24 protein-coding genes are annotated in these 22,901 nt (G+C 70.2%); 12 read left to right on the top strand and 12 right to left on the bottom strand.

What is annotated here, in order from left to right; all coding sequences use genetic code 11:
• Positions 1-216: 216 nt before the first annotated feature.
• Both RM779_RS03615 and RM779_RS03620 read right to left on the bottom strand, forming a co-directional pair.
• On the bottom strand, positions 217-921 hold the full coding sequence (locus RM779_RS03615; RefSeq protein ID WP_311615697.1) for a class I SAM-dependent methyltransferase: 705 nt from the start codon (positions 919-921) through the stop codon (positions 217-219).
• Between the two features lie 36 nt (positions 922-957).
• Positions 958-1,443 (bottom strand): OsmC family protein, encoded by a 486-nt coding sequence (locus tag RM779_RS03620; RefSeq protein WP_311615699.1) that lies wholly within the window; start codon positions 1,441-1,443, stop codon positions 958-960.
• Positions 1,444-1,657: 214 nt separating this feature from the next.
• Here RM779_RS03620 and RM779_RS03625 point away from each other — a divergent pair, with 214 nt between their 5' ends.
• The 3 genes from RM779_RS03625 (at position 1,658) to RM779_RS03635 (ending at position 3,165) form a co-directional block, all read left to right on the top strand.
• On the top strand, positions 1,658-2,326 hold the full coding sequence (locus RM779_RS03625; RefSeq protein ID WP_394813229.1) for an HNH endonuclease family protein: 669 nt from the start codon (positions 1,658-1,660) through the stop codon (positions 2,324-2,326).
• Positions 2,327-2,530: 204 nt separating this feature from the next.
• Positions 2,531-2,911 carry a hypothetical protein gene (locus RM779_RS03630; RefSeq protein ID WP_311615704.1) on the top strand — a complete coding sequence of 127 codons (381 nt, stop codon included), beginning with the start codon at positions 2,531-2,533 and terminating at the stop codon, positions 2,909-2,911.
• Positions 2,908-3,165 carry a type II toxin-antitoxin system RelE family toxin gene (locus RM779_RS03635; RefSeq protein WP_311615706.1) on the top strand — a complete coding sequence of 86 codons (258 nt, stop codon included), beginning with the start codon at positions 2,908-2,910 and terminating at the stop codon, positions 3,163-3,165. The genes RM779_RS03630 and RM779_RS03635 overlap by 4 nt, the downstream gene beginning before the upstream one ends.
• A 196-nt stretch (positions 3,166-3,361) precedes the next feature.
• On the opposite strand, the gene manD is transcribed toward RM779_RS03635, so the two are convergent.
• Both manD and RM779_RS03645 read right to left on the bottom strand, forming a co-directional pair.
• On the bottom strand, positions 3,362-4,591 hold the full coding sequence (gene manD / locus RM779_RS03640) for a D-mannonate dehydratase ManD (RefSeq protein ID WP_311616494.1): 1,230 nt from the start codon (positions 4,589-4,591) through the stop codon (positions 3,362-3,364).
• 25 nt (positions 4,592-4,616) lie between these two features.
• Complete coding sequence (locus tag RM779_RS03645; protein ID WP_311615708.1) at positions 4,617-6,557, bottom strand: cellulase family glycosylhydrolase; 1,941 nt, start codon at positions 6,555-6,557, stop codon at positions 4,617-4,619.
• Between the two features lie 349 nt (positions 6,558-6,906).
• Between RM779_RS03645 and RM779_RS03650 the strand changes: the two genes are divergently transcribed.
• On the top strand, positions 6,907-7,998 hold the full coding sequence (locus tag RM779_RS03650; RefSeq protein WP_311615710.1) for a LacI family DNA-binding transcriptional regulator: 1,092 nt from the start codon (positions 6,907-6,909) through the stop codon (positions 7,996-7,998).
• On the opposite strand, the gene RM779_RS03655 is transcribed toward RM779_RS03650, so the two are convergent.
• The 3 genes from RM779_RS03655 to RM779_RS03665 form a co-directional block, all read right to left on the bottom strand.
• Entirely contained in the window at positions 7,982-9,118 is a 1,137-nt protein-coding gene (locus RM779_RS03655) for an alpha/beta fold hydrolase (protein ID WP_311616496.1), read from the bottom strand. The genes RM779_RS03650 and RM779_RS03655 overlap by 17 nt on opposite strands.
• A complete protein-coding gene (locus RM779_RS03660; RefSeq protein WP_311615712.1) occupies positions 9,118-10,170 on the bottom strand; it encodes a hypothetical protein in 1,053 nt (350 codons plus the stop codon). The genes RM779_RS03655 and RM779_RS03660 overlap by 1 nt, the downstream gene beginning before the upstream one ends.
• 96 nt (positions 10,171-10,266) lie before the next feature.
• Positions 10,267-11,418 carry a glutamate-cysteine ligase family protein gene (locus tag RM779_RS03665; RefSeq protein WP_311615714.1) on the bottom strand — a complete coding sequence of 384 codons (1,152 nt, stop codon included), beginning with the start codon at positions 11,416-11,418 and terminating at the stop codon, positions 10,267-10,269.
• A gap of 343 nt (positions 11,419-11,761) precedes the next feature.
• Here RM779_RS03665 and RM779_RS03670 point away from each other — a divergent pair, with 343 nt between their 5' ends.
• Positions 11,762-12,607 (top strand): alpha/beta hydrolase, encoded by an 846-nt coding sequence (locus RM779_RS03670; RefSeq protein ID WP_311615715.1) that lies wholly within the window; start codon positions 11,762-11,764, stop codon positions 12,605-12,607.
• Between the two features lie 408 nt (positions 12,608-13,015).
• Positions 13,016-13,720 (top strand): DinB family protein, encoded by a 705-nt coding sequence (locus RM779_RS03675; protein WP_311615717.1) that lies wholly within the window; start codon positions 13,016-13,018, stop codon positions 13,718-13,720.
• 16 nt (positions 13,721-13,736) lie between these two features.
• Here RM779_RS03675 and RM779_RS03680 read toward each other — a convergent pair whose 3' ends face one another.
• Both RM779_RS03680 and RM779_RS03685 read right to left on the bottom strand, forming a co-directional pair.
• Positions 13,737-13,970, bottom strand: a complete 234-nt coding sequence (locus RM779_RS03680) for a hypothetical protein (RefSeq protein ID WP_311615719.1) — start codon at positions 13,968-13,970, stop codon at positions 13,737-13,739.
• 28 nt (positions 13,971-13,998) lie between these two features.
• The gene (locus RM779_RS03685; RefSeq protein ID WP_311615721.1) at positions 13,999-14,157 is read right to left on the bottom strand and encodes a hypothetical protein; all 159 of its coding nucleotides are present in this window, start codon (positions 14,155-14,157) and stop codon (positions 13,999-14,001) included.
• Between the two features lie 154 nt (positions 14,158-14,311).
• On the opposite strand from RM779_RS03685, the gene RM779_RS03690 reads away from it, so the two are divergent.
• The 4 genes from RM779_RS03690 (at position 14,312) to RM779_RS03705 (ending at position 18,156) form a co-directional block, all read left to right on the top strand.
• Positions 14,312-15,151, top strand: a complete 840-nt coding sequence (locus tag RM779_RS03690) for a helix-turn-helix domain-containing protein (RefSeq protein ID WP_311615723.1) — start codon at positions 14,312-14,314, stop codon at positions 15,149-15,151.
• Positions 15,151-15,360, top strand: coding sequence for a DUF397 domain-containing protein (locus RM779_RS03695; protein WP_311615725.1), 210 nt, complete (start codon positions 15,151-15,153; stop codon positions 15,358-15,360). The genes RM779_RS03690 and RM779_RS03695 overlap by 1 nt, the downstream gene beginning before the upstream one ends.
• Before the next feature lie 21 nt (positions 15,361-15,381).
• Positions 15,382-15,645, top strand: a complete 264-nt coding sequence (locus tag RM779_RS03700) for a DUF397 domain-containing protein (RefSeq protein WP_311615728.1) — start codon at positions 15,382-15,384, stop codon at positions 15,643-15,645.
• Positions 15,646-15,741: 96 nt separating this feature from the next.
• Positions 15,742-18,156, top strand: a complete 2,415-nt coding sequence (locus tag RM779_RS03705; RefSeq protein WP_311615730.1) for a protein kinase domain-containing protein — start codon at positions 15,742-15,744, stop codon at positions 18,154-18,156.
• Between the two features lie 22 nt (positions 18,157-18,178).
• Here RM779_RS03705 and RM779_RS03710 read toward each other — a convergent pair whose 3' ends face one another.
• Positions 18,179-19,702: a serine/threonine-protein kinase gene (locus tag RM779_RS03710; RefSeq protein ID WP_311615732.1), complete on the bottom strand. Its 1,524-nt coding sequence runs from the start codon at positions 19,700-19,702 to the stop codon at positions 18,179-18,181.
• Between the two features lie 158 nt (positions 19,703-19,860).
• Between RM779_RS03710 and RM779_RS03715 the strand changes: the two genes are divergently transcribed.
• Together RM779_RS03715 and RM779_RS03720 are read left to right on the top strand one after the other, a co-directional pair.
• The gene (locus RM779_RS03715) at positions 19,861-20,181 is read left to right on the top strand and encodes a hypothetical protein (RefSeq protein ID WP_311615734.1); all 321 of its coding nucleotides are present in this window, start codon (positions 19,861-19,863) and stop codon (positions 20,179-20,181) included.
• A 34-nt stretch (positions 20,182-20,215) separates the two neighbouring features.
• Positions 20,216-20,431 carry a hypothetical protein gene (locus RM779_RS03720; RefSeq protein ID WP_311615736.1) on the top strand — a complete coding sequence of 72 codons (216 nt, stop codon included), beginning with the start codon at positions 20,216-20,218 and terminating at the stop codon, positions 20,429-20,431.
• Between the two features lie 43 nt (positions 20,432-20,474).
• On the opposite strand, the gene RM779_RS03725 is transcribed toward RM779_RS03720, so the two are convergent.
• A complete protein-coding gene (locus RM779_RS03725; protein WP_311615738.1) occupies positions 20,475-21,287 on the bottom strand; it encodes a hypothetical protein in 813 nt (270 codons plus the stop codon).
• 20 nt (positions 21,288-21,307) lie between these two features.
• Positions 21,308-22,660, bottom strand: a complete 1,353-nt coding sequence (locus tag RM779_RS03730) for a hypothetical protein (protein ID WP_311615740.1) — start codon at positions 22,658-22,660, stop codon at positions 21,308-21,310.
• Positions 22,661-22,901: the final 241 nt, after the last annotated feature.

Genomic DNA, 22,901 nt, shown 5'->3' on the forward strand with positions numbered 1-22,901 from the left:
GAGGGCCGCCGGGCAACCCGAAACACCCGGCACGCGCCGCAGGCCGGGGGTTTCAAGGGTACGCGCCCGCGCCCCGCGGCCGGGCCGTCACCCCGGGTGGCCGCCCGCCGCACCCGGCATCGGCCCGAGCCCGCCGAGTACCAGGGCGAGGCGCCTTCACACGTTCACACGCTCACACGCGGCGCGGCGAACGCCCCGTCCCGCGGGCCGGACGACTCAACCGCGGATCTCGCCCGCCTCGCCCGCCTCGCCCGCCTCGCCGATGAGGGCGTACCGCTCATCGCTCACCGCACCACCCCACAGGTCCTGGACATCGCTCAGTGGCTCGATCCGCAGCCCGGCCACCAAGGGGCGGACACAGGCCGCGAGGTCCGCCGCACCGACCCCGCCCTGCCAGGGCAGCCCGCCGGCACCGTCCGCATACGGCACCGAGCCCTCCCCGCTCCGGCCCCAGCGGCCCTCGACGAGCACCAGGCGGCCGCCCGGCCGCAGCCGTGCGACCCACTCCCGCAGCGCGGCCACCGGATCGGGCAGGGTCCATATCAGATGACGGCACAGCACCGCGTCGAACGACGTGCCGTCCGTCGGCGGCACGGCAGCGTCGCCCACCAGGAAGCGACCCTCGACAGAGCGGCCCTCGACCTGCGCGGCGGCGAACTTGGCACGGGCCCGCTCGATCATCTTCCGCGACAGATCGACCCCGACGACGCGGTGCCCGTCCTCGGCGAGCAGCAAGGACAGCGATCCCGTGCCACAGCCCGCGTCGAGCACCTCGGCGGGCGGAGCGGGCAGCCAGGAACGCAGCAGGGCCGCCCACGCCGCCCGGGTGGCATCCGCGCGCAGGCCGTGATCAGGCTCTTCGTCGAACGACGCGGCAGCGGCGTCCCAGTAGCCGGCGATCGCCGCGGAGTGGTCCCTCATGGCGGCGATCCTGCCAGCCGCCACTGACAAACCGGCTCAGCCGCCGGCGACGACGATCCGCGGGGCGTGGCGTACCGGGAAGTTGACCGAGTTGGCGATGAAGCAGATGCGGTGGGCGTCCTCGTGGAGGGCCGTCGCGGCCTCCACCATCGACTCCTCGGCGACCGTCACCACCGGGTTGAGCACGACTTCGGTGAAACGGCCGCCGCCGCCCGCCGTTTCCGACATCGCGCCGCGGGCCACGTCCTCGTAGGCCGTGACGACGACCTTCTTGAGCGAGCACACCGCGAGGTACGACAGCATGTGGCACTGCGAGAGCGAGGCGACCAGCAGCTCCTCGGGGTTCCACCGCTCCGGGTCGCCGACGAACGCCGGGTCCGCGCTCCCGGTCAACCGGGTCGCCTTGTCCGGCGCGGTCACGTCGTGGTCACGCGTGTATGCGCGGTAACCGGCCGTCCCTTCACCGGTGTTGCCCGTCCAGGTGACGGTGACGTCGTACGCGTGCTCACGGCTTCTCGGCATGGTGCCCCTCCTTCGGGTCGGCCGGCCCACGTTACCCGCCGTTCCCGCCCGCAACGGTCCGGCGCCGCCCGGAAATTCGGCGGTGACGTGGGCATGCCGCCAATCCGTTACCTGACGCACGCCTAGCAGAAACGTTTTTCCACGATGATGGCCAACGCACGACCACGCGGCTCTGCCGAGCCGAATCCACCCCCACCTCAAGGGAGTTCGCGTGATCCGCCTCCGCCGTACCCGCGCAACGCGCGGGATCTACGCGCGTCGACGCCTTGGTGTGCTCGCCGCCCTCACCGGTCTCATATCCCTGGCCGCGCTGTTCACCGGCCCCGCGGCCCAGGCCGCACTGCCCACCCCCGTCAGCGCGGCCACCGCCCGCTCCTACCTCGCCTCCCTCACGGTCACCTCCGAGGACCGCACCGGCTACGACCGCGACCTCTTCCCCCACTGGAGTTCCCAGGGCAGCAACTGCAACACCCGCGAGGTCGTGCTCCAGCGCGACGGCAGCAACGTCGAGACCGACTCCAGCTGCGCGGCCGTCAGCGGCAGTTGGTACTCCGTGTACGACGGCGCGACCTGGTCGGCCGCCTCGGACGTCGACATCGACCACCTCGTCCCGCTCGCCGAGGCGTGGGACTCCGGCGCCGACTCGTGGACCACCTCACGGCGCGAGGCGTTCGCCAACGACCTCTCCCGCCCGCAGCTGATCGCCGTCACCGACAACGTCAACCAGTCCAAGGGCGACCAGGACCCGGCCGAATGGCTGCCCCCGCGGGGCGGCTACCACTGCATCTACGCGCGCGCCTGGGTCCACGTGAAGCACCACTACGGCCTGTCCGTCGACTCCGCCGAGAAGAGCGCACTGACCGGCATCCTCAACGGCTGCTGAAACTGCTGCTGAAGCGGCTGCTGATCCCCCGGGGAATCACGCCCCGGCATCAGAACCCCCCTCCCCCGCCGCCCGTGTCGTGCTCACAACCCGACCGGCCGCGGGGGAGGGGCACGGCGGGCCCCCTGCGGGCCGGCGGCCGGTGGCCGGCGGCAGCCCTCGGGGAGCTTGCCGACGTACGTCGCTCTCCCGGAAAATGGCTACATGAACGATGAGGAAGGCACCGCGGGAGTGACCTCCGCCTGGTCCCACGCGGTCGAAGAGGCGCGTCAGCAGCTGGGCTTCCCCGATCCGGGCGTCACCCGCAGTGTGGCCGGGGTCGCTGCCGCGCTCCGCCCGGAACGGCGGACGGAGTTCAGGGCGGAGCTTGAGGCGCTCTCCGAGGGAGTCGCCTTCGAGGTCTTCCTCGACCACTGGTGGACGCAAGCGCTCGCCGACGCGGCTCCCGGCGAGGAGGCCCGGGAGGAGACACTGGCCTTCGCCGATCTGGCAGTGTCGCTGCGCATCGCCCGCGGCGACAGCACCTCCGCACCCGCGGCCCGGGGCGAGGAGCTGCTCGACACGGGTACCGGAGGCTCCCGTTGACGTACACCGTCATCTGGGAACGCGCCGCGGCCGAGGGGTTGAAGAGACCGCGCCGCCGGGACGGCGACCGGGTCCGGCCACTCGTCCAGGCGGTGAACGCGCTGGCGGCGCACCCGGAGCCGCCGCACAGCAGCAAGCTCGGCAGCACGCACATCAGGCGCTTGCGGGTCGGCCCCTACCGGGCGACGTATGAGATCGACGGGGACACCATCGCGATCAAGGTCCTCATGGTCGGCAGCACGCCCGTTCGCTGATCCCGGCCGTCACCCGAAGTGGTCGCGCTGGTCCGCCGGCAGGGACTCGCGGATCGAACGGATCGTCCGCGGTGGACGGGGCTCCCGCCCACTCGTGCCGGCGGGCGGGACGGCGTCCGGGCTCCTGGGCATCGGCATCCCCTTTTTCACCTGCCGGGGGCGGGACGGCGCCCCGCCCCCGGCAGACGCAGGTTGATCACCAGTCGTGGACCGTTCCGTCGGTCAGGCGGTTCACGGGGAGGTAGGCGGGCTCGTACGGGTGGGCCGCCGCCGCTTCGTCGTCGAGGTGGACCCCGAGGCCGGGGGTGTCGGACGGATGCAGCAGTCCGTTCTCGAAGGTGTAGCTGGTGCGGAAGACCTCCAGGGTGCGCGGGGAGTGGCGCATGTACTCCTGGATGCCGAAGTTGTGGATGGCCAGGTCCAGGTGCAGGGCGGCGGCCATGCCCACCGGCGAGATGTCGGTCGGCCCGTGCATGCCGGACTTCGCGCCGTAGTGGGCGGCCAGGTCCAGCAGCTTGCGCATCGCCGTGACGCCGCCGGTGTGGGTGACGGCCGAGCGCACGTAGTCGATCAGCCGCTCCCGCAGCAGCACCGTGTAGTCGTGCGCCGAGTTGAAGACCTCGCCGATCGCCAGCGGCGTCGTCGTGTGCTGCCGTATCAGCCGCAGCGCCGCCTGGTCCTCGCCCGGGGTGGCGTCCTCCAGCCAGAACAGGTCGTACGGTTCGAGCGCCTTGCCCAGCTTCGCCGCCTGGATCGGCGTCATCCGGTGGTGCCCGTCGTGCAGCAGCGGCAGTTCGGGCCCGAACTCGTTGCGCACCGCCTCGAACACGCCGGGGATGTGCCGCAGGTAGGCGCGGGTGTCCCAGGTTTCCTCGACCGGCAGCGCCGTGCGCCGCGCCGGCTCGTAGTCGTAGCGCTCCCCGCCCCCGGCGGCGGAGGCGGCCACGCCGTAGACGGAGTCGAGGCCGGGAACGCCGGTCTGGACCCGGATCGCGCGGTACCCGTCGGCCAGGTGCGCGCGGATGGAGTCGAGCAGCTCGGGAACGTCCCGGCCCGACGCGTGGCCGTAGGCGAGCGCGCCGGTGCGCGAGGCGCCGCCGAGCAGCTCGTACAGCGGCATGCCCGCGGCCTTGGCCTTGATGTCCCACAGCGCCATGTCGACGGCGGCTATCGCGGCCATCGTCACCGGGCCGCGCCGCCAGTACGCGCCGCGGTACAGGTACTGCCAGGTGTCCTCGATCCGCCCGGCGTCGCGGCCGGTGAGCAGCGGCGCCACGTGCTCGGTCAGGTAGGAGGCGGCGGCCAGTTCGCGGCCGTTCAGCGTGGCGTCGCCCAGGCCGGTGAGGCCGTCGGCGGTGGTGATCCGCAGGGTCACGAAATTGCGCCCGGGACTGGTGACGATCACCTCGGCTGACGCGATCTTCATGGCCTCGGTCTTCATCTTGGGTACCTCAGTCTCGGGTGAGTTCGGTGACTACGACACCGTAGGCGAACAGTTCGACGGCGGGGAACTGCTGTCCGGTCAGGTCCCTGAGGGTGCCGGCGGCGACCCGCGGCTTGACGGTCAGCGGCTCCGGGTGCTGGCTGACGAACCAGACGAACGTGCGCCCGTCCTCGTGCTCCATGCGCCCCACCAGCACGCGCGGGTCGTCCACGGTGACGTCGGGGGTGACGCCGGCCTCCGCCGCGAGCGCCGCGTACAGCCGCCAGGTCGGCTCGGGGTTGACGCGCGGGGTGACGGCGGCCATGTGCTCGACCGGGTAGGTGCACAGCACCAGCCGCCCCGCGCCGTACGTACGGGACAGCAGAACGGGCCGCCCGTGCGCGTCGGTGGCGATCACCTCGGCGCCGTTCGGCTCGACGGGCAGGTAGGTGCGTGAGTGCTCGTTGCCCGCGACGGGGAACACCAGCTCCTCGCCCGCGCGGATGTCGCCGAAGTCGCGCCGGAACGTCACGCGCAGCTCGTCGTCCTCGATCGGGTCGGTGAGCCCGTAGCGCAGCCGCTTCACCACGCCGAACGTCTCGTCCAGCTTCGGCCACCACGAGCCGCGCTGCACGTGGTGCTCGCCGACGTAGTACGACGCGTACACGGTCGCCCCGGCCTCGGCCCGCCCGAGCAGGTGGCGCCAGCCGGGCGCGGTGAGCTGCTTGGCGGAGGGCAGCAGGTACAGCGCGCAGTCGTCGGGCAGCCCGTCGGCCTCGCGGGCCACGCCCACCGGCAGATCGGCCTCGCGGGCCGCCACATACGCCTGCCGGGTGTGGGCGAAGACGCTGGTGTGGTCCTCGGGCTGGGTGAACGGGTAGGGCTTCTCCAGGAACGAGGAGACCACGAGGGCGACCTCGGTGTCCGCGCGGCGCAGCCGCGGCGCGTCGACGGCGCGCAGCACCTCGGTGAACCGCTTGACCTCGCGCAGCTGCTCCTTCGGCCGGCCCTTGTCGTCGGTGAGGCCGAAGTGCATTTCGAACGGGTGATGGCTGTAGGGCTCCTGCGCCCACAGCTCGTCGTAGTCGGTGTTGTTCCAGGGAATCCAGCCGGTGGCCCCGGCGAGCAGCGTGTTGTGCAGGATCTGCCGGTAGTAGTGGGCGGCGTTCTCCTCGGAGACGTAGTCAGAGGTGAGGCCGAACTCCTCCATGATCACCGGCTTCCCGCCGATGGGTCCGAGCAGCTCGCAGATGAACGCGGCGCCGAGGTGCTGGCGGACCTCGTCCGTCTCCATCCGGTAGACGTGCGGGCCGTGGAAGTCGATCAGGGGTTCGAGGTCGCGGATGCGGAAGCCGTTGTCCGCGCCGGTGATCTCGACGCCCCAGGCGCCGTCGCCGACCGAGACGGGCTGGTGGGCGCCCACCGCGCGCAGGGCGTCGATCAGGGTCTTCGCCCAGGTGGTGACGGCGTCGGCGTCGATGGTGCCGATGCCGCGGGACTGCCAGTGGCCGTAGATCGGGATCTCGTTGGTGAGCAGCCAGCCGGCGATGGCCGGGTGGTCCTTCCAGCGGGCGCCGAGCGTGCGGACGTACCACTCCTGCTGGGCGACGAACGACGGGTCGGCGAAGATGTCGCGCCCGTCGCGCCAGGCCGGGTCCCAGTTCTGCCCTGACATGTGGCCGACGATGAACGTCGGGATGGTGGTCATGCCGAGGGCCTGGTGGCGGTCGAGGAAGTCGTCGTAGTGGGCGACGAGTTGGGGATCGAGGGTGTTCTCGGCCGGCATGAAGTCCGGCCAGTAGAAGAACGAGCGGGTGAGCGTGATCCCGTGGTCACGCATGGTGCGCAGTTCCTCGTCGATGACGTCGGTCCGGTAGTCGCGCCACATCAGCGGGCCGCCGGTGCGGGACCAGTAGTTCACCCCCACCCAGAGCGTTCCGTCGCCGAGCTTCGCCGCGTTGCGCCTCATCGATTGGGTCCGTTCCCTTTCCGGCCGATGTCCGAGTCCCGCCGCCGTCCGTGCCGGGCGTTCCCTCCCGGACTCCCACGGACGCCCCGCACAGATATATCGTTTTACCTATCCCCTGTCGACCCGTTGATCCGACCGTTTCAGTGCGCTACCGTCCCTCCTCGTTCGGAGCGGTGCAACGTTTTACCTCAGAGGGTGCCGACGCGGACGCGGACGCGCACGGGTGCGGCACGGACCAACTCCCGCGCTCCCCGCCGCTGGTACGGTGGTGCCCCTCATTCCCGCCCATGTCGCACACGCGTTCCTCCGGCTCCGCAGGGAAGAAACCAAGGTCTGAGGGAGTGCTCACGTGACGGGACGGACGGGACGGACGGACCGGCGGCGTTCCGCCAAGCCCACCATCGCCGACGTGGCCGCGCTGGCCGGCGTATCGGTCTCCGCGGTGTCCAAGGTCATGAACGGACGCGACGGCATATCCGCGCCCACCCGGCAGCGCGTGCTCGAAGCCGCGGCCAAGCTGAGGTGGTCGCCCTCGGCCACGGCCGTCGCCCTGCGCGGGGCGCGCACGCGGGCGGTCGGCATGGTCGCCGCGCGCTCCCCCGACGTCCTGGCCACCGACCCGCACTTCACGCTGCTGATCTCCGGTATAGAGCGCGAACTCGCACCCGCCGACTACGGTCTGCTGCTGCACATCGTCGGCGAGGAGCCGGGGGCGGAGGAACGGGCCTACCGGCGGCTGGCCGAGGAGCGGCGCGTGGACGGCGTCATCCTCACCGAGAGCCGCATCGGCGACGCGCGCTTCGAGCTGCTGCGCCACCTGCGGCTGCCCGCGGTGCTGGTCGGCACGCCCTGGCAGGACGACCCGATCCCGGCCGTTCAGGCCGGCGGCCAGGACGCGGGCGTGCGCGCCGCGGTGGACCACCTCCTCGGCTTCGGCCACCGGCGGATCGCGTACGTGTCGGGGCCGCAGGACCGGGTGCACACCGTCTTCAGGCGGCAGGTCTTCGAAACCGCCCTGGCCGAACGCGGCCTGCGGCCCGGCCGCACCCTGAGTTCCGACTTCACCGCGCAGGGCGCGGTCGCCGCCATGGGCGAACTGCTCGCGGCGGACGCCGCGGAACGCCCGACGGCGGTCCTGTTCGCCAACGACACGATGGCGGTGGCCGGGATGAACGCCGCCCGCCGCCTCGGCTTCGACGTCCCGCGCGACCTGTCGGTGGTCGGCTACGACAACCTGCCGCTGGGCGAGCTGGTCTACCCGCGGCTGACGACGATCGCCCAGGACCTCGTCCAGCTGGGCCGCGCCGCGGCAGCCGCCATGTTCGGCCTGCTGAACATCCCCCACGCCCAGGCCCCCCCGACGATCCACCCCCCGCACCTGGTCCCCCGCGAATCCACCGGCCCGGTCCTCACCGGCCCGGCCCTCACCGGCGCGGGGTGAGCACGTCGACCTCGCCTTTGAGGAACGTGTCCCGGCACAGTTCGAAGTGGTCCACGCGCCGCAGGTCGAATACGCCGCGGATACCTTCCCGCCGGGCCAGCGCGACGACCTCGTTGAAATGCTCCTCGAAATGGGTGGAAAAGCGGACCTGCACCGTTCCGCACGCCGCCTGGAGCCGCTCGAAACGCTGGAAGAACAGGTCGTACTGTCCGGCGGGCTCCCAGTAGTTCCACAGATCGTGTGCGTAGCGCTGGACCTGGCGGAGGTCCTTACCGGTGATCTTGTGCAGGTATTCACAGACGTTCTGGAACTCGATGGTGGAGCGGGGTATTTCGGCGATGCGTTTCAGTTCGGCGAGCGGTTCGTCGGGATTGAGGTGCGCCACACTGCCCGTGATGATCATCGTGGAGTGATTGATGTTGGGATCGAGGAGTAGAGCGGAGGAAACATCCGGCTTCCGGCCGGGATGATCCGCCCAGAGTTCGGCGAGCCGGAACAGCATGTCGGCACCGACGGAAAATCCCACCAGCGTGAGCTTCTTGTGCGGGTACTGTCGGCACAGCTTGGTGATGGCACCGTTGATGAGAGCGGCATGGGTGGCCAGCCCGATGGCACGGTAACGGCCGTCCCTGGCCTCGTCGGTGTTGTGCCCGAACGCGGTGACGGCCACGGTGTGCTGGGACGCGACGTTCATGAAAGGGCGGAAGTCGCCCGAGTCGAGCCCGAGACCGTGGAGCAGGACGACCAGGTGCGGCGACGGGGTACGGCGTTCGATGTACCGCAATTCCCTGCCGATGACCGCGTGGTCGGACGGCAGCCCTTCGTCGAAGTCATCCGCATGGATGTCGAAGGACCTCGCCACCGTTTCCCGCTCGGATTCCCAGCGGCGCTCTATTTTCCCACGCCCCCACCACGCCGCCGAGAACACGCCCACGGCGGCAAGGCCGATCAGAGCGCCACCCGTCTTCATGTGGTCCCACATCCACTGGATCACGTTGCGGGCCTCGTCGCTGTAGATGCCTATGAGAATGCCGGCCAGGCCGCCGGCTCCGGCGATGAGGACCCGGTGCCGGGAAAAGAAGGAGACGAGCCGCCGGGTTCCGGTGAACGTCAGCAGCATCACGGAGCCCAATCCGCACCGGTCAGCTCCGCGAATCCCGGCCCGGTCGTCACGCGCCCGACGAAATGCGCGTCGGAGACGTCGGCGACGTGCAGCGCGTCGGCCCTGCCCGGCAGGTAGGCGCGCACGCGGGCGCCCATGCGCCGCAGCTCGTGGCCCGGCTCCATGCTGAGCAGGAGTCCGGGCCGTGCCAGGTTCCTCGTGATCGCGGCGATGACCTGCTCCCTGGTCGACCCGTCGTACTGGTAGAGCACGAAATTGCAGGTGGCCACGTTGATGTGGTGCGTGCGCAGGAACTGGCCGAGCGCCGGAAGGTTGAGGATGTCGAGCGGCAGGATGCGCAGATCGGCGGCGGTGGCTTCCGTCTGCGCCAGGGACCATTCGACTTCGGAAAGGCGTTCGTCGTAGTACGTGGACGGCCCGTGACAGCCGCGCACCCACTCCAGGGTCGGCAGCGGAGGGGCGTCGACGCCGAACCGTGCGGCCAGCGGAATGTTCCGGAAGGACGGCGCCCGCGGGTACCACTCCAGGTCGGGCGCGAACCGTTCGAATACCGTGCGGTTGTTCAGCTGGCGGGGCAGCAGTCCGATGCTGGTCCCGATGTCGAGCAGGCGCACGCTGCCGATCCGCTGATGCGCCGCGTAGGCCCCCAGGACGAGCTGCGGCACGAGAAAGCGGCGAGCTCCCGTGAAGGAGTTGGAGCGTTCGGCAATGACGGCGGTGATCTCCTCGCCATGACTCTCCAGGACCTCCGCGAGCAGGCGGGCGCGCTCCGCGGCCGGCCGTTCCGGTCGGAAGAGCGCCGCGGCCCGGGGCTGCTGTTCGGCGACGGTGCGCAGGGCAATGCCCAGGAGAGTGATCAGATGTGTCTCGCTCATCCGCGGCCTCGACTGCCATACGGAGCCGAGCACCGCGTCCATGGGCGAGCCGGAGCCCGCACCGGCCAGCAGTGCCATCGACTCGTGGAGCACCGCCCAGCCGTGATTGCCCTGCTGGTGGCGCTGCATATCGGTCAACGTCCGCAGCAGCACGTCCCTGCGGTCGAGCATCATCCGGTGCCCCTTTCGCGTGCGCGTGCTCGTGCTCGTGCCGTACCAGTCCCGTGCTCGTGCCGTGCTCGCGCCGTGCTCGTTCAAGCGGCGGAGGCGTCAGGCGACCGCCGCCGACCCGGCCGGGCGGCGGTCGGCGGGCGAGAGTCCACGCAAGGTGTAGTCGTCCGCGTAACGCTCGACGGCGTCCAGGGCCCAGGAGGGAACGCCGAGCCGCGGCAGTCCTTCCAGGGCGACGTGCATGACCGTTCTTGCCGCCATGGCCAGTGCGGGGTCGGACAGCCCGGTTTCCGCCGCCCGCCTCCAGCCCGTGCGCCCGGACGCCACCGTGGACGCACCCAGCAGGCGCCAGACGGCATCCGAGGACTGCGCGTCGTCGAGCAGCACGGCGACCACGGCGAGCGGCACGACCCAGTCGTCACCCCCCTGGGCGTCGATCATCCGCAGTTCGAGATGCCCGCAGGCACGGACCGGCGTGACCAGCGACTTGAGGTGGGCCCGCACATCGGACGCGTGAACGGGCCGCGGCCCGCCACCCCGCAGCCAGCGCCGCAGGGTGAGCCGGCCGCACGGCACCTCCCAGACTCCGTTCTCCGGCGACCGCACCGCGACCACACGGGTGCCGAGTGCGTGCTCCGCCCACAGGGACCTCGGGTCGTCACTCGGCGGCAAGGGGCCGCTGCGGGCCGGGTCGGTGGCGAGCCTCAGCACTTGCCGACCGGAACGGACCTGCCTGCCCCGGACGTTGGTGGGCGAGTTGGCGAACATCGCCATGAACACCGGGCCGAGGACGTTGACCAGGGCCCAGCGGCGGTTGCGGCCCCGCCAGCCGGACGAGTGGTCGCCCGCGTCCACATTGATCTGCACCGACGCCGTACTGCACAGCAAGGCGCGGCCCTGGCCGCCGACTTGACGGTAGTACTGGTCGAGCGCCAGGTACCGGGGGTGCGCGATCCGCAGACGCGGGGGCCGGTCGTCCAGGCCCGCTCCCCGCAGGACCAGTCCCTGTGCGGTGGCGAGCGCGCGCAGCGTCGCGAGGTCCGTGGCCGCCCGCTCGACGCACGCGCTCAGCGATCCGGCCGGCCGGGTACTCAGCTCCAACTGCCCACCGGGCTCCAGGGAGACGAGGCTGTCACCGGGCAGCCGCGCTCCGGCGCGGCGCGCCAGCAGCGACACCGACTCCGTCAGCCCCGCCCCTGAACGCTCTCCGGTGCCGCCGCCGTCCACATCGACCAGCCACTCGAGTTCCACCCCGACTCTTCCGGCGCAGTCGCGTGAGAAGGCGTGGGAAAAGATCAGGTCCCTGGCTTCCGACTCGTTCAAGGTGCTACCCAAGAAACACGCTCCCCCGCCCAGTCTCCCCGGTGTGGCCGGTGTGGCCGGAACCGAATGCTTCTGTTTCGACAAGGAGCTGATCGAACAGCTATCATCCGATTACAGCAGAAGATTCGCAGCGATGTCCAGTGCGGTCGTACGCCTCCGCGTTCGGCGACGTCTGATCGTGCCGATTCTGTTCTCTCCAGCGCATGCCGGGCGGCATTGCTCTAGAGTCGTTGGCCCACCTGCCGCACGCGTCTGCCGAGGGATGGCCTTGATGACTTCCGCGTTGGGCTCCGATCATGTGATCGACGAGCGAACGTTGCACGGGTTGAGCTGCCTGGAAAGAAAAGCCGACTCCGGAACGGTGACAATCTTCCTGCACGGTCTCGGACTCGACGCCACGGACTACCTCGATTATCTCAGGCGACACGACAGCCACAGCATCGCGCTCACCCTGCGCGGCTACGAGCCGGACGGCGTGCGCGGCCTCCCACCGGTGCCGCTCTCCTCGCACATCCGGATGGTCGCGGGCACCGTGGCGGAGATCCACCGGGAGAACGCCCGCAAACGGATCGTCATCGCCGGTTTCTCCCTCGGCGCCGACCTCGTCCTGCAACTGGCCGAGCACTGGCGGAGCGAACAGCGCACGGCACCGCCGGTCCACGCGGCTGTGCTGCTCGACCCCAACGTCAACCAGTCGACGATGAGCATTTCCCGCCTCTTCGCGGACGCGGACCCCCGCCACCCGCTCCCGGTTTTCAAGCAACTCATCGCCTCCGCGGCGGACGAGGGCGAGTTCCGCGCCCTATGCCGCTATCTGCCGAAACTCGCACCCAAGGATTTCGGCCAGATTTCCCAGTTGTCCCGGGACGTGCTCTCCTACTGGAATCCGTCCGGATACGAGCAGTTCACGGAACGCCTGGGCCACGTGGCCCGGGTGGCCGACCATGTGCGGATCGTTCTTTCCGCACCGTACGACGAACACCTGCCCGCCATCGAGGCGGCCATGCGGCAATACGGCGGCACGGACCGCATCTCGGCCGAACTCACCAAACTCGACCACTTCGGCCTGATCGGCGAAGAATCACTCGCCCGCACCCTGGCACCGTTCGCCGGCTGAGGGCTCCGTCCAACGGCCTTCGTATCTTCGCGTCTTCGCGTCTTCGCGTCTTCGCGTCTTCGCGTCTTCGCGTCTTCGCGTCTGATGGTGAGAGCGAGGCGCCACATCCGTGTCGACGGGTTCGTCAGATGCTCCGTCCCCTCCTCCGCAAGCGAACGGGCACGCCGGGCGGCAGCCCGCCACCGGTCACCGCCGTGGTCGCGCGCGACGGAGGACCCCGGCTTCCTGGTGACCTGGGCCAGCGAGAGCACGCCGCCCGAGATGAGCCGAGCGGTGAGGAGGGAGTGGAGGCCGGTGTCGTTCTCGTCCACGGCGTACGTACCGCCGCTTCGCAGCACTTCGAGATATTCGGTCGCGCGCCGCGGGGGGAGCCGTTAGCTTCCAGCGGAGCGATGAAGGGGGACGGACATGGAGACCGTAGATATAAGGACCGACCGTTTGGGCCTGCTGCTCGATCAGTTCGACAAGGCCAGGGAGATGGCCGAGGTGCGGCTGGCGGGGCTCGGGGACGAGGAGTACCTGTGGGAGCCGGTGCCCGGTTGCTGGTCGATCCGGCGCCGGGGCGAGGCGACGACGCCCAGGGCGTTCGGGCCCGGCGAGTGGGTGCTCGACCTCGGCGCACCCGACATCCCGTCGAACGAGTACGCGGAGGTCGCCCGGCAGGCCGCCGGTGGCATGAGCATCGCCAAGATCGCCGACGACTGGAGCGTGAGTGAGGAACGGGTCGAGGAGGTCCTCGCCCACACCGGTGAGCCGGAGCCTGACCAAACGGCGGTCACGACGATCGCGTGGCGGCTGGCGCACCTGCATTTCCACTTCGCGGGCGACTGGGAATGGACCTTCGGTGAACGGCGGCGGGAGCCGAAGCAGTTGGTCGACTTCACCCCCACCGCCGCCTTGGCACTCGAACGGTTCTGGCCGCTGATCGACCGCTGGCGCGACAGCGTCGGGGCGGTCACCGAGGAGCAGCTGGACACGGTCGGCTTCTCGCAGTACCCGTACAGCTCGGCCCCCGACGAACCGTTCATCAGCGTGGTGTGGGGAGCCAACCTCGAATTCATCCACCACATGGCCGAGATCGCGCTGCTCCGCGATCTGTGGCGGGCCCGGTAGCCGAGAGGGCCTGTAACTACAGACGCCGGGCGGCCCTGCGCGGGTCGGTGCGGCGGGCGGCCCACAGGACCGTGGCGGGATGGAGGGTGAAGGTCTCACCGGAGGTGAAGTGCAGGCGCTTCACGCCGCGCTGCATGCTGGTGAGATCACTGATGGTGTAGACCTGCCCGCCGATCATGAGCTGATCGCCACGGCGCACGGTGGCGGCGTTGACCTCCACTGCCACCTGCACGCCCGTGCCGCGTGTCATTTGGTCAATTTTGCTGTACATCTGCCTATCACCCTTTCAGGTGTTCGCGAATGGCCGCGGCAAGAGCCTCGGCTTCCCGGAGCAGCTCCGCGGTCCGCAGCGCCAGTTCATCGGGCGGCGGCGCAGGCAACTCCCCTGCGGGTACGGGCTCTTGCTCCACGCCGGGCTCGGGCTGGGTATCGGTCATGGGGTGCCACCTGCCGTTCGAAAGCCGTGAGTTATCCCCCTCCGGGCAGGCACCCCCTCCGTGCACTGTCCGCTACCAGGCAACACCGTTCAGCTATGGTGAGGCACCGTTGAGCAGGTAATGCTCAAGCTGAGTACCGGACAGGGAGGGCGATGTGGCAGGTGAAGGCGCAGACAAGGTAACCCCCGACCAGCAATTGAGCGCTTGCTCTTACTTCGGAGTCGAGGTCAGGGCTGCGCGGGAAGGGCGCAAGCTGGGCCAGCGACGACTCGCGGAGGGCACTGGATACTCCGTGGCCTACGTCAGCAAGGTCGAAAACGGTGTGCTGATGCCCTCGGAACGCTTCGCCGAGCGCTGCGACGTCGTGTTCGGCACAGGCGGGCTCTTCGCCCGCCTACGTCGCAGGATCAACGAGACTGAAGCACCGTCTTGGGCCGTCAATTACTTCAAGCTGGAGAAGAAGGCCGACCGTATCCTCGACTGGTCAGTGCATTGCCTCAACGGTCTCGTGCAGACCGCGGATTACGCGCGCGAGATTATTCGCGCAGGGAATCCACATGACGCCAACGAGACGATCGAAAGAATGACGAAGGGCAGAACGAACAGGCCAGAGTACGCCTTCAGCCGGGACCCCCAGCCCTGTTTCTGGACGGTGATTTACGAAGCGTGTCTCAGATCGTGCGTGGGCGGGCCTCGGGTGATGAAGAGCCAGCTCGACCATCTGGTCGAGCTGGCGCAGAGACCAAAAATCGACATTCAGGTGATGCCGTTCAGCACAGGATCGGCGGCAGCTCACTCGCCCGCGTTCACGCTGATGAGCTTTGCGGACGGAAGTCCGGGTGCCCTGTGGGCGGATGGCCCGACAGGTGGCCGTCTGTACCAGAACGCAGAGACAGTGAGCAGCGTGACCGACATGCATGAGCGGCTGCGTGCGCATGCATTATCTCCGGAAGATTCAACGGAATTCATCCGCACCGTGTCGAAGGAGCTTTGATGCGCCCTAACAGCCCCTTCGTCGTGTGGAGGGCGAGTTCCCACAGCGTCAACGGCGGGGCGTGCGTCGAGTGGGCACCCGAGGAGGCGGCGACCACCGGAACCGTCCCGGTGCGGGACAGTAAGAACCCCGACGGGCCCGTGCTGGCGTTCCCCGCCGCCGGCTGGCAAGCCTTCGTCGCGACACTTCACAAGCACGCCACACGATGAACGAGGACGGAGCACAGCCACATGCCCTGGACGAACAACGGAGAGAGCACTCCGCAGAAGTACCACCTGCTGGAAGGCACTACCCGCGGGCCCACAGCCTGGATCGCGAGTTCGTACAGCGGCAGCGGCGGGCAGTGCGTTGAATGGGCCCCCGCGGGCGCGGTCGTCGCCGGTGCTGTTCCGGTGCGGGACAGCAAGGACCCTGACGGGGCCGTGCTGGTGTTCCCCGCCGCGGGCTGGCAAGCCTTCGTCGCCGCGGTGGGGACTCGCGAACGCGCCCGGTGAGCGGGGCTGTTACACGTCCGGAGACGGCCGTTCTTGATCCGTTCGCCGTGGGCCCCCAGGATCGGGGGTTTGCACCGCAGAACGGAAGGTCGTTCCATGTCCCCGAGCGAGAAGGCGGGCGCGGGCCCGCTCGCCCCTGACGATCCCGAACGGGTCGGTCCCTACCGGCTGCTGGGGAGACTGGGCGCGGGCAGCGGCCTGGGGCAGGTGTACCTGGGGCGTTCCGGGGAGCGCGCCGCGGCCGTCCGGGTCGTGCCCGAACGGCTCGCCGGGGACGCCGCGTTCCTCGGTCGGCTCCGTGACGAGGTGGCGGTGACGCGCCGCCTGCGCGGTGATCTCGTCGTTCCGCTCGTCGACGCGGACCTCGACGCGTCGGTTCCGTGGCTCGCCACCGAGTATCTCGACGTTCCCTCGCTGGCGGAACGGGTCGCCGCCCAGGGCCCGTTGGCGCCCGGTGCGGTACGGGAGCTGGCGGCCGGGCTGCTGGCGGCGCTGGCGGCGGTGCACGCCGCGGGCGTGGTGCACGGGGCGCTGGAGCCGTCGGGGGTACTGCTGACCGCGGAGGGGCCGCGGCTGACCGATGCCGGACTCGTCCGCGCGCTGCGGCCGGTCGCGTCCGAACCGGATGACACGGTGCTGGGCGACCCGGACTACCTCTGCCCCGAGCGGCTTCTCGGCGAGGAGCCGGGCGAGGCGTCGGACGTCTACGCGCTGGGCGCGGTGCTGCACTTCGCGGCGAGCGGCCGGGCGCCGTTCGGCTTCGGCGGGGCCCAGGCGCGTGCCACGGCCTACCAGCGCGCCACGGCCTACCACCGCATCGTCCACGAACAGCCGGTCCTGGCGGACCTGCCGGAACCCGCGCTGCGCGCGCTGATCGCCGACTGCCTCGCCAAGAGTCCCGCGGCCCGGCCCACCCCCGAACAGCTGCTGCACCGCCTCGGCCAGCCGGCCCCGCCGCCGACCCCGCCGCCGGTGGCTCCGCCGGCTCCCGCCATGCCACCGCCGCCACCGCAGGCCGCCCCGCCCATATGGGCGCCGCCGCCGGGGAAGCCACCGAAGGGTGCGCGGGGCCGGCGGGCGTGGGTGGCCGCGGTGGCCGGCGTCGTCTGTGCCGCGGTCGTCGCCGCACTCGTCCTGGTGTCCCAGGACTCGGACGACTCCCCGTCCGAGGCGAACGCACCGGCGGGCACCGGCGAGGCGGACGACGCCGTTCCCAATGGGCAGCTCGGCTTCCACTGGGCTCTGACCGTCGCCGACGCCGTCGGAGAGCCGGAGGGGTTCGGCGGCCTGGTGGGCCTGTGGCAGGAGGGTTCCAGCGTGGTGCTTGGCACCTCCCACGGCGGCCTGACCGCGTACAACGCGGCGACCGGCGGGCAGTTGTGGTCCTGGCAGCCGCCGGACGGCGGCATGCTGTGCAACATGAGCCACACCACATCCGAAGGCGTCGGGGCGTTCACCTTCGGGCAGTACAACTCGGAGGCCGGCGGCATCGAGCAGTGTGACCGGCTCCAGACCATGTCCCTGTCCTCCGGCGAGACCGGCTGGGAGCAGCCGGTGAGTCTGACGGCCGAGGGGGCGACCGGCTTTCCGAACCTCCTCGGCGGCCAGTCCCTGTCCATCGGCGAGGGCGTGGTCACCGCCGCCTTCGCCGGAACGCGTACCGAGACGGAGCACGGCACCACGGACCTGCTCGCGGCCGACGTGGCCACCGGCGAGGTCCGCTGGACGACCGACTACGGCGGGGCGCAGATGGAGAACCGGTGCCGGCTCACCGGCATGGCGAAGGCGCTGGGGGAAACGGTCTACGCCATCGCCGATTGCGAGGGCAACCCCATCCCGGCGCTCGTCGCCTTCGAGGCCGTACTCGACTCGCCCTCGCCGCGGTGGGTGGGCTCGCTGGACGACTGCGGCCCGATCGAATACGAGTGGGTCACCGGAACGCTGACCGAGAGCGCCGACCACTTGCTGATCGCCTGCCAGCAATCCGTGGGCCTGGAAGCCGGGCTCTTCGCGCTCTCCGCCGAGTCGGAGGATCTGGTCCCGATGGACTTGACCGGAGTCGCGGACCGCACGCTGCGCGACGAGTTCAACGGGGCAACCGCCCCGCCGAACATCGTGACGCACGGCGACACCCTGTACCTCGTCAAAGGGGAGAACGGTGCCGGCGGTGCCGACGACGGCGTTGTCGCGCTGAATCTGAACGACGGCACCCAGCTGTGGAGCGCCGGCGTCCAGGGGGCCACCTCGGTGACGCTCCTCGCGCCGACCGACAGCGGGGTCGAGGTCCTGACGAGCAGCGAGGGCCAGCCGCCAGCGATACACAGCATGAGCGGGCCCGGGGCGCCCGCGGCCGGGCCCGCGCTCAGCGGGGGACAGCTCGGCGTTCTGGAGGACTGGGGCCACAGCCTGCTGGCCGTGCGCGCCGAAGGCCATCTCGCCCTGGGCATCACCGACTCGTTCCGCGCGGAGGAGCCGATCCTGGCCGTGCTGCCCGCGGCCGCGGGCGGCTGACGGCTGACGGCTGACGGCTGCCTCAGGGTTCGCAGGCGGCGAAGATCGTGTCGGAGACGGGCGGGCCCTCCGGGGCCACGCCCCACACCTCCATGCGGTAGGTGCCCCGGCAGCTGTCGGCCTGCGGGTAGTGGACGAAAAGCACGGAAGTCTCCCTGGCGGCGAGGGTGAACTCGTCGAAGTGCCAGTCCGTCACGCCGGGGCTCGGGGAGTCCTCCAGGGTGAATTCGCCGTCGAGGGTGACGGGCAGGTCGCCGTTGTTCACCACCCGAGCGGTGACGGACCAGCAGCCGCAGCCCTCGCCGTCTTTCTCCTCCACAGCCTCGAAGTCGACGGCCAGCTCGATGACCTCGTAGGCGGGCGGCAGGGTCTCCTCCGGCGAGGGCTCCTCCGGCGAGGGCTCCTCCGGCGGCGGTTCGGGGGTCTCCTCGGGGGTCTGCTCGGCGGACGGGGAGGGGTCGGTGGCGGCCCCGTTCCCTTCGTCGCCGTCTCCGGCGAGGAGCCAGGCGACGAGGGCGACGACCGTCACGGTGGCGAGGCCCGCGCCGAGCGCGATGGCCGCGGCCGGGCGCCGGGCGGGCGGCGGTGGCGGTGGCGGTGGCGGGGGCGGCAGCGGAGGCGAGGCCGCCGGGATGGTCGCCGACCGCGTCGGACTGTAGGGGGGCGGGGCGGCGGTGACGGCCGGGGGCAGCCAGCCGGCGCCGGGGAACGGGCCCGGCAGGCCGAGCCCGGCGCCGGCCTGCCGGCACAGCTCCACCACCTCGGCGGGAGTGGGCCGGGCCGCGGGGTCCTTCGCCAGGCAGCGTGCGATGACCGGCCGCAGGCTGTCCGGGCAGGCGGTGAGGTCGGGTTCCTCGCCGTCGATGCGGTAGAGAACGGCCGGGGCCGGCCCTTCGCCGAAAGGGTGGACTCCGGTGGCGGCGACGTGCACGGTCAGGCCGAGCGCGAAGATGTCGATGGCCGGGGTGGCGGGGGCGTGGCCCCTGATCTGCTCGGGGGCCATGAACGCGGGGGTGCCGATACGCGTGTCCGTACCGGTCAGCGGGGTGGCCTCGGCGGCCCGCGCAATACCGAAGTCGATGACGGCGGGGCCGTCCGTGGTCAGGAGGATGTTGGACGGTTTGAGGTCCCGGTGGACGATCTGCGCCGCGTGGATGTCGCCGAGCGCGTCCGCCACGCCCGCCATCAGCAGCAGGGACGTGCTGGGCAGGAGCGGTCCGTGCCGGGCCAGGGCCCGCGCGAGCGAGGGCCCTGGAACGTATTCGGTGGCCAGCCACGGCAGCGGGCCCTCGGTGTTGCTGTCCAGCACCGGCACGATGTACCGGCCCCGCACGCGCCGTGCGGCGCGCACCTCCTGCTGGAACCGCCGCCGGAACTTCGGGTCCTCGGCCAGCTCGTGGTGGATCGCCTTGACGGCGACCGGCTGCCCGCCGCGGGTCGCGGAGAGGTACACCGTTCCCATGCCACCCGCGCCCAGCCGCCCGTGCAGCACGTAGCCCGCGATCTCGCGCGGGTCTCCGGGTCCTAAGGGACGAACCTCCGCCATGTCGGCCTCTCCCCTTCGTGAATGCGTCCGCGACGCGATCTCCCGCGAACCAGCCTGCTGACCAACTGCCGATTAAACAAGTACGGTTCATCGGGCGCCGGGGGTGGCGCGGACGTTCGTCGCGACACTTCGCACCGGCTGACGCGGCCGGAGGCGTCGTGGGAGTGGTCGCCCTCCGTCCCGGTCGACATGATGGAGCGGATGCACTGCACCGCGCCGAGGTCAGCACCGCGTCAGGCACCGTTCGGCTGGGACAGCGACTACTCGCCTGGCTGACGGGCAATCGGCCCGACGGCACCGACGGGCTGGCGCGGGCCGTGACCGACCTGGCCGACGGTGGTGGTGAGGACGAGCAGGCGGCGCTGCGCCTTGAGCTGCGCAAGCTGCTGCGGGACGACGAGGATCTGCGGCGCGAGTTCGCCGCCCTGCTGCCGGAGCGCCAAGAGCGAGTTGGGCACGGCGCTGGTGGTCGCGCGTGATCTCGACGCAGGAATACGGGTGCTGGAAGAGGCCGTGACCGAGCAGACAGCGGCCCTGGGAGCCGAGGACGCGGACACCCTGGAGACCCGCGAGATGCTCGTCATGGCCCTTTCGCTGGCCTCCCGCACCGGCCCGGCGCGGGAGGCGGCCGCGTCTCTGGCCGCCGACTGCCTCCGGATTCTGGGGCCCGAGCATGAACGAACCCGCCGCGTGCGGGAGATGCTCGACCGGGCCCGCGCCGGCGGGTAAGCGCCCCGGACCCGTCCGCGGCTGCCGTTCCGCCCGTGCGCGGTCACGCCCGGGGGCCGTTCTCCTGCTGCGACAGCTGATGACGAGAGGCGAGCACTTCGTCGACCTGGCTGCGGATCTTTTCGTTCCCGATGGACTTCAGGTACTCGCCGAAGACCTGCCCCTGGAGTCCTTTCGCGCGATAGACGATCGAGACGGCATGATTCAGGGTGCGATAGTGTGAGTGGGTTTCTTCGGCGATTACCCGGGTGGCGAGATCAACAGCGGTCGGCCCGTCGACGGTCGCCACGGCAGCCGCGAGGTCCACGAGTTGAGTAGGCAGGTCAAAGCCGGGTCGCTCGCCTTCCGCGGACGATTGGATTCCTCGTTCCACCACTGACTTGATATCCTCGATGACCGATTCAGCAGTCGTCTCGTCAAGAACGTATTCGAGCTTCCCGTCGAAGTATTCGGTGTCCGCGATGCCGACCAGCGCACGCACTGCTTCAGTCCGCTTCGACTCCGTTTCCTTGCCCCTGGCAAGGTGCTCGCCATCGGAGATGGCCATGGCCAGATGGGCAAAGGTGCTGTCCACCGAGTACGTGCGATCGATCAACGTGTCGTACCACGACGTCTGCTTGCCGGCGGCCGCCGCGTCGATCACCTCGGAGTAGCCACCGGCTTCGGCCCACGCCGTCAGTGCGTAGCAGGCGAGGAAGCGATCCGTTGCCGGCGCGGTGCCGTCGGCCAGCAGTGCTGTCAGACCTGGCACACGCTCCCGGTGCCTGCGGTCCTCGATTCCCGCCTCGATCAGGTCATACGGGCTGGACAGCCGATCGCCGTCGAAACCGGTGCGAAGCAGTTCATCAGCGCCCACGAGGATTCTCCTCCCACAGGTCAATTGCCGAACGGCCCATCAACGTACTCGTTCGGTACGGTACCCCTGATGAGCCACTCTTCGTCTCGTTGTGTGTTCTTCATGTCGATGATGCGCTGCCGGATCTGACTGGTGGCATCTTCGCTCAAGCCGTAGGACCGGGCAAGCTCGTCGATCTCCGCTCGGGACGCGTGCGGAGACACGGTCACGTCCACAGGTCGCCCGGCGATGCTGTCGGCGCTCGCCTGAATCTCTGCCTGCACTTCTTCGGGCGAGTAGATTTCCACACCCTGCACTCGCCCGGCTGCGATGTCTTGTTCAAGCGCGGGCAGGTCCACCCTGATATAGCTGTTCCCGAAGTCTTTTGCGGCGGCGCCTTCTCTGCTGAGGGATGTGAAAGGGCTGTCCGACTTGATCGGGCCCTTGCCGACGACGTGATCGACGATTCCTGCCGCGCCGGTCGGATTGGCCGGAACGAGGTCTCCGTCGGCGTTCAGGTGGGACTTGCGCTGGCCCTTATGGTTTTGCTGGGCGTAGAAGTCGTTGTCCTGGCGGGTGAGGTCGGTGCGGCCTTCCCCGGGGCTGTTCCACAGCCCAAGCGGGCCTGCCGACACGTCGTGTCCGAGACGGCCGAGTTCGTCCGCCCGCTCCGTCAGACGCCGGCGGTACCTTTCGATCTCGGCCTCGATATCGTCCGCGGTGGCGGCGGCGTCGGTCGCCGCGAGCCGGAGATACTTGTCCCGGATCTGCCCGGCCAGGTCCTGAGGAAGCTCCCAGCCCGCCGAAGTCAGCGTCGCCAGCCTCGTCTCGTGGGTGACGGGATGAGTGAGGCTCAGCGGGACCGGCTCTCCGGTGAGCCAGATCCCGAACCCCTCCATCACGTCACTCTGCGCCGCTTGCGCTTCGTTCAGCGCCTGTACCCAGCCGTTCCACTCATCGGTCGCCGCCCTGAGGTGGTCCCCGTACCTGGTGTCGAGACCCTGGGGGTTGTGGATCAGCCCGCGGACGTCGTCCTCGGTCGCGAGCGCCAGGTTCATGGCGTAGACGAGGTGTCCGACCACGGCGTCGATGTCTGCGCCGCCGTCCTGCAGGCCGCCACGCGTCGCGTCGATGCGCGCCTCGCCGTCCACCAGCGCGGTCCCGTCCAGTTCCCCGCCCCGCGCGGCGAGTTCGGTGGCCCGCACCGCCAGATCCTGCGCCCCGCGGGCCTCCGCCGCCGCACGGCCGTAGGCGGCGGCCGCGGCGGCTATGTCCTCGGCGTTTATCTCGTTGGCGAACTCGGTCTGCCGAGTCCACGGCTTCTTGCCGCCCTCGGTCGCCGCCTCCACGTCGTCCCTGGTGAAATGCAGCAGTTCCGCTGGTTCCGGTGGCATGAGCGAACCCCCTCCCTTGAAGCCGGGTGACGAAGTCGCGGCCGAGGACCCGCGAGGCCGTCTTCCGGCGCCACTCTGTCCGATCGGCGCCGGGAGGGGTGCCGGGTCGGGACCGATGCCGGTGCCGGTGCCGTGCCCAACGGCATCAAGATCCACAAAAACCGAAAAGATTATCGCTCAACTACTTCTTGTTCAGGGGGTGTTGGGAGGGCGACACTCGTGAGCGGCCTCCCGGTCAGAG

The organism is Streptomyces johnsoniae (assembly GCF_031845565.1).
Taxonomy (GTDB): Bacteria; Actinomycetota; Actinomycetes; order Streptomycetales; family Streptomycetaceae; genus Streptomyces; species Streptomyces johnsoniae.

Excerpts from the sequence above, each read along its gene's own strand:
- RM779_RS03615 (WP_311615697.1), bottom strand. The coding sequence starts at position 921 with ATGAGGGACCACTCCGCGGCGATCGCCGGCTACTGGGACGCCGCTGCC.
- RM779_RS03620 (WP_311615699.1), bottom strand. The coding sequence starts at position 1,443 with ATGCCGAGAAGCCGTGAGCACGCGTACGACGTCACCGTCACCTGGACG.
- RM779_RS03630 (WP_311615704.1), top strand. The coding sequence starts at position 2,531 with ATGAACGATGAGGAAGGCACCGCGGGAGTGACCTCCGCCTGGTCCCAC.
- manD (WP_311616494.1), bottom strand. The coding sequence starts at position 4,591 with ATGAAGATCGCGTCAGCCGAGGTGATCGTCACCAGTCCCGGGCGCAAT.
- RM779_RS03645 (WP_311615708.1), bottom strand. The coding sequence starts at position 6,557 with ATGAGGCGCAACGCGGCGAAGCTCGGCGACGGAACGCTCTGGGTGGGG.
- RM779_RS03655 (WP_311616496.1), bottom strand. The coding sequence starts at position 9,118 with ATGCTGCTGACGTTCACCGGAACCCGGCGGCTCGTCTCCTTCTTTTCC.
- RM779_RS03660 (WP_311615712.1), bottom strand. The coding sequence starts at position 10,170 with ATGATGCTCGACCGCAGGGACGTGCTGCTGCGGACGTTGACCGATATG.
- RM779_RS03670 (WP_311615715.1), top strand. The coding sequence starts at position 11,762 with ATGACTTCCGCGTTGGGCTCCGATCATGTGATCGACGAGCGAACGTTG.
- RM779_RS03675 (WP_311615717.1), top strand. The coding sequence starts at position 13,016 with ATGGAGACCGTAGATATAAGGACCGACCGTTTGGGCCTGCTGCTCGAT.
- RM779_RS03680 (WP_311615719.1), bottom strand. The coding sequence starts at position 13,970 with ATGACACGCGGCACGGGCGTGCAGGTGGCAGTGGAGGTCAACGCCGCC.
- RM779_RS03685 (WP_311615721.1), bottom strand. The coding sequence starts at position 14,157 with ATGACCGATACCCAGCCCGAGCCCGGCGTGGAGCAAGAGCCCGTACCC.
- RM779_RS03695 (WP_311615725.1), top strand. The coding sequence starts at position 15,151 with ATGCGCCCTAACAGCCCCTTCGTCGTGTGGAGGGCGAGTTCCCACAGC.
- RM779_RS03700 (WP_311615728.1), top strand. The coding sequence starts at position 15,382 with ATGCCCTGGACGAACAACGGAGAGAGCACTCCGCAGAAGTACCACCTG.
- RM779_RS03705 (WP_311615730.1), top strand. The coding sequence starts at position 15,742 with ATGTCCCCGAGCGAGAAGGCGGGCGCGGGCCCGCTCGCCCCTGACGAT.
- RM779_RS03710 (WP_311615732.1), bottom strand. The coding sequence starts at position 19,702 with ATGGCGGAGGTTCGTCCCTTAGGACCCGGAGACCCGCGCGAGATCGCG.
- RM779_RS03730 (WP_311615740.1), bottom strand. The coding sequence starts at position 22,660 with ATGCCACCGGAACCAGCGGAACTGCTGCATTTCACCAGGGACGACGTG.